This is a genomic window from Pseudopedobacter sp., assembly GCF_040392825.1.
In the GTDB taxonomy this organism is placed as follows: Bacteria; Bacteroidota; Bacteroidia; order Sphingobacteriales; family Sphingobacteriaceae; genus Pseudopedobacter.
On record NZ_JBEBVH010000305.1, the window covers coordinates 1 to 4,355 of the forward strand.

The 4,355-nt window shown below is 33.1% G+C and carries 4 protein-coding genes; all 4 read left to right on the forward strand.

The features are described 5' to 3' along the window. Positions 1–830: CTP synthase (pyrG, locus tag ABWO41_RS15900; protein ID WP_353140153.1), on the forward strand; the 830-nt coding region annotated here is incomplete at its 5' end. Between the two features lie 27 nt (positions 831–857). After that, complete coding sequence (gene yidC / locus ABWO41_RS15905; protein WP_353140155.1) at positions 858–2,645, forward strand: membrane protein insertase YidC; 1,788 nt, start codon at positions 858–860, stop codon at positions 2,643–2,645. Between the two features lie 244 nt (positions 2,646–2,889). Beyond that, positions 2,890–3,279, forward strand: a complete 390-nt coding sequence (locus ABWO41_RS15910; protein WP_353140157.1) for a response regulator — start codon at positions 2,890–2,892, stop codon at positions 3,277–3,279. Between the two features lie 2 nt (positions 3,280–3,281). After that, positions 3,282–4,346, forward strand: coding sequence for a sugar transferase (locus ABWO41_RS15915; RefSeq protein WP_353140159.1), 1,065 nt, complete (start codon positions 3,282–3,284; stop codon positions 4,344–4,346). Positions 4,347–4,355: the final 9 nt, after the last annotated feature.

Here is a 4,355-nt window from a genome sequence, read left to right on the forward strand (position 1 = left end):
TGGCAAAATTAAAGCTGCCTACCAAAAAAGATCCTAATTTAGATAAATGGAAAGATTTCTTAGGTAAATTAAAAAATCCTACTGCTGCTGTAAAAGTAGCGTTGGTTGGCAAATACGTTGAACTTCCAGATGCTTATAAATCTATTATCGAATCTTTTATTCATGCAGGTGCAGAGAACGAATGCAAGGTTGAAGTTGAATGCATCCATTCAGAAAGTGTATCCGAAGAAAATGTAAAAGCTAAATTGAGCAAGTTTGATGGTGTTTTGGTTGCTCCTGGTTTTGGCGAAAGAGGTATTGAGGGAAAAATTAGTGCCATTAAATTCGTTAGAGAAAATAACATTCCTTTCTTTGGAATTTGTTTAGGCATGCAATGTTCTGTTATTGAGTTCGGCAGAAATGTTTTAGGTCTGAAAGATGCGCATAGTACAGAGATGAATGAGAAAACGAAACATCCGGTAATCAGTATTATGGAAGATCAGAAAGGTGTTACCGAAAAAGGCGGAACTATGAGATTGGGCGCTTACCCTTGTGAATTAAAAAAAGGTACCAGGGCTTATGCTATTTATGGAAAAGGTAAAATATCCGAACGTCACAGGCACAGATATGAGTTCAATAATGCTTATTTAAAACAGTACGAAGAGGCCGGAATGATTGCTTCTGGTGTTAATCCGGAAAATGGACTTGTAGAAATTGTGGAGTTAAAAAATCATCCTTTCTTCGTAGCATCTCAATTTCATCCGGAATTGAAATCGACTGTAGTAAATCCTCACCCGCTTTTTGTTAAATTTGTAGCAGCCTCATTAGAATATTCTAAAAAGAAAAATTAAAAAAGAAGATTACTCAATTAAGAAATAATGGATAAAAATACATTTACTGGCCTATTCCTCATTTTAATCATTCTAGTTGGATCTACGTTTTTATTAAAACCTAGCGAAGAAGAAATAAAAAGAGAGAATTTAGTTCAAGATTCCTTGGCAAAAGTAAAATCTGGGATAGTTCAGACAAAAAAGACAATTGACAGTACAGCCACTAACGATTCTCTTCTAAAAACACAAACAGTTGCACAGAAAGAGACAACAAGCATTTTGGAAAACGATAAAATTAAATTGACTTTATCTAATCTGGGTGGCCAAATCTTAAGTTCAGAAGTTAAAACAGAAACTACCTATAAAGGTGATCCTGTTGTTCTTTTTAACAAATCTAACTTCGGTTTAGAGTTTGTAAGCAATGGAAAGAATGTAAATACAAATCAGTTATATTTTTCGAGAATAGACTCTGTTCCCAACAAAATTACCTATAGATATACAGAGGCCGACGGTACTTATATCGATTATACTTATACCTTAGCCCAAGGCAGTAATAAGGTAGAATTCAATGTGAGCTTAAAAGGTTATAGCCAAAGAATTCCAGGATCTACGACAGATTTAAATCTTATTTGGGACACTAATCTTTTACAACAGGAAAAAGATTTAAAAAACGAAAGAGCCTACTCTACTGTATATTATAAGACGAGTGCTGGAGATGTTGATTACCTAAGCGAGACAGAAACTGCTGAGAAAGATATAGAAGAAAAAATTGAATGGGTATCTTTTAAGCAACACTTTTTTTCTGCTGCTATAATATCTAAAGACGGTTTCAGTAAAGGACGTACCAAAATAGCAACGACTACTTCGAATAATTTTGTAAAGAACTATTCGACTAAATTGAGTTTACCTTACAAACCATCTGACGTCAATTCTTACGACCTGACTTACTATTTCGGTACAAATAAGTTTAGCGAGTTAAAAGATCAGGGACATTCTTTAGAAAAGCAGGTAAAAATGGGGTGGGGCCCGTTAAAATGGATTAACAGGTATTTAGTATTGCCTATTTTTAATTTCTTTAATAGCTTCAACTTAAGTTATGGCTTAATCATTCTTTTGCTTACCGTTATCTTAAAAAGTGTATTATTCCCATTTACCTACAAGTCTTACTTGTCTATGGCGAAAATGCGCGTATTAAAGCCCGAAATGGATGAGATTAAGGCAAAAGTTGGAGACGACAACCAGGCATTATTGCAACAAGAGTACCTGAAATTGTATAAACAGGCAGGTGTTAACCCTTTAGGAGGTTGTTTACCACTGTTGTTTCAGATGCCGTTTATCCTGGCGTTTTTCTACTTCTTCCCGAATTTATTCGAACTAAGACACGAAAGTTTCTTATGGATGTCTGACTTGTCCACTTACGATGATATCATCAAATTCCCCAAAATTCCTCTATTGGGATGGGACCATATCAGTTTGATGTGTTTGTTAATGACTGCTTCTACGTTAATTTATACCTATTATAATAATCAGACTTCTAATGTTCAAGGTCAGATGAAATATATCGGTTACATTACTCCACTAATTTTCTTTGGAGTATTAAATGCCTATCCTTCTGGTCTTAACTATTATTATTTCTGTGCGAACATTTTAACATTCACTCAGCAATTCTTTATCAGAAGATTTGTTGATGATGATAAAATTCATGCTCAGATTCAGGAAAATAAAAAGAAACCCGAATCTGCAAAAAAGAAAAATGGCTTTCAGAAAAAATTGGAAGATATGATGAGACAACAACAACAAATCCAACAACAGCAACAAAAAAATAAAAAGAAATAGCAAAAAAAGAGGAACATCAAGTTCCTCTTTTTTATTGCTTAAAATTGAGGAATTCTGTATACAGGTATACTAATGCATGGGGAAAGATTTTCTGATAATACAGGGTCAATTTTCAATAAAATATTGTATCCTTGCGACCATACTTCGTTATTACGTCAAAATAACTATATTTAACGCATAAAACGTTGTTTTTAGTATTAAGGCATTATTTATGATTAAAATCTAAGAGAAAAATTTTTGAGTCATGAATTTATCTGATGCAACTAAGAGCAAAAAGCGTATTCTATTGGTAGATGATGAGATATCTATTTTAAAGTTATTGGAATTTGTTTTGCAGAATGATTATGAACTTATTATAAAAAGTAATGGTTTCGATGCATTAAGCTGGTTAGATAACGGAAATATTCCGGACCTTATTATTTCGGACTTAGAAATGCCTTATTTCGATGGATCTGACTTCCTAAGAGCAGTAAAGGTAAGTGGTTATTACAGAAATATTCCAATTATTGTATTGTCGGGGTCCAGTGCAATAGAACAAATAGAATCTAAAATACCATACAATATAAACGGACTAGTTCCAAAACCATTTAATCCAACCCTTTTAAAAGAGAAAATTAAAACACTCCTCAACTAAAAATGCAATTCCAGAATATAAACCACAGTACATATTCAACTGAATCTTCTGCTTTAAATATTCTATATTATGCAGATTTATTCAAATCGGAATTACTATCTGATTTCAAGTCAGGCTCATGTATCATTAAAGAAAGTGAAAACCTTAAAAGCCTGTCAGACGAAACACAATCTTTTTCTATTAATGATCTGAATACTAATATTCTGATTGAAATTAATCCGGAAAATATATCGGAAGTATTTCAAATCATAGAAAGTTTAAAAAACCATTGGCTTACAAGAAATATTATTATTATTCTGTTACTTACCGAAAATAACCCAAGTATTATAAAAAGAGCGCTCAAATTAGGTGTAAGTGACTGCTATGTCTCTCCTATTCCTTTTAACGATGTAAAAGAGAGACTAAGATTTCTATCATTCTATAAACAATTAAGAGCCGAAAAGAAAGATATATATCCGGTAGAAACCGAACGTTATAAAACGCCGTTTGGCAAAAGATTTTTAGATATTTTATTATCTTCTATTGCATTAATATGCCTAAGCCCTTTACTCCTAATTGTGGCTATTCTTATAAAATTAGATTCAAAAGGACCAGTTTTTTATACAAGTAAGCGTGTAGGTACAGGCTATAAGATATTCGATTTCTATAAATTCCGCTCTATGCGCAAAGATGCAGATAAAGAAGTAGCGAAACTATCGGAAAATAATCAGTACAAAGGTGATTCAGCTTTTTTTAAACTTGAAAATGATCCCAGGGTAACTAAATTGGGAAGTTTCCTCAGAAATAGTAGCATAGACGAATTACCACAATTAGTTAACGTACTCAAGGGAGACATGTCTTTAGTAGGCAACCGTCCGCTGCCATTGTATGAAGCCGAAAAATTGACTACCAACGAATGGTCGATGCGTTTTTTAGCTCCGGCAGGTTTAACAGGATTATGGCAAATTAGTAAGCGGGGCAAAAAAGATATGTCTGAACGGGAAAGGAAAAAAGGGGAGAGTTTTTACGCCACCAATTATTCTTTATGTTTAGATATTAAAATAATATTGAAACAAATCCATGCATAAATACAAAAA

Excerpts from the sequence above, each read along its gene's own strand:
- yidC (WP_353140155.1), top strand. The coding sequence starts at position 858 with ATGGATAAAAATACATTTACTGGCCTATTCCTCATTTTAATCATTCTA.
- ABWO41_RS15910 (WP_353140157.1), top strand. The coding sequence starts at position 2,890 with ATGAATTTATCTGATGCAACTAAGAGCAAAAAGCGTATTCTATTGGTA.
- ABWO41_RS15915 (WP_353140159.1), top strand. The coding sequence starts at position 3,282 with ATGCAATTCCAGAATATAAACCACAGTACATATTCAACTGAATCTTCT.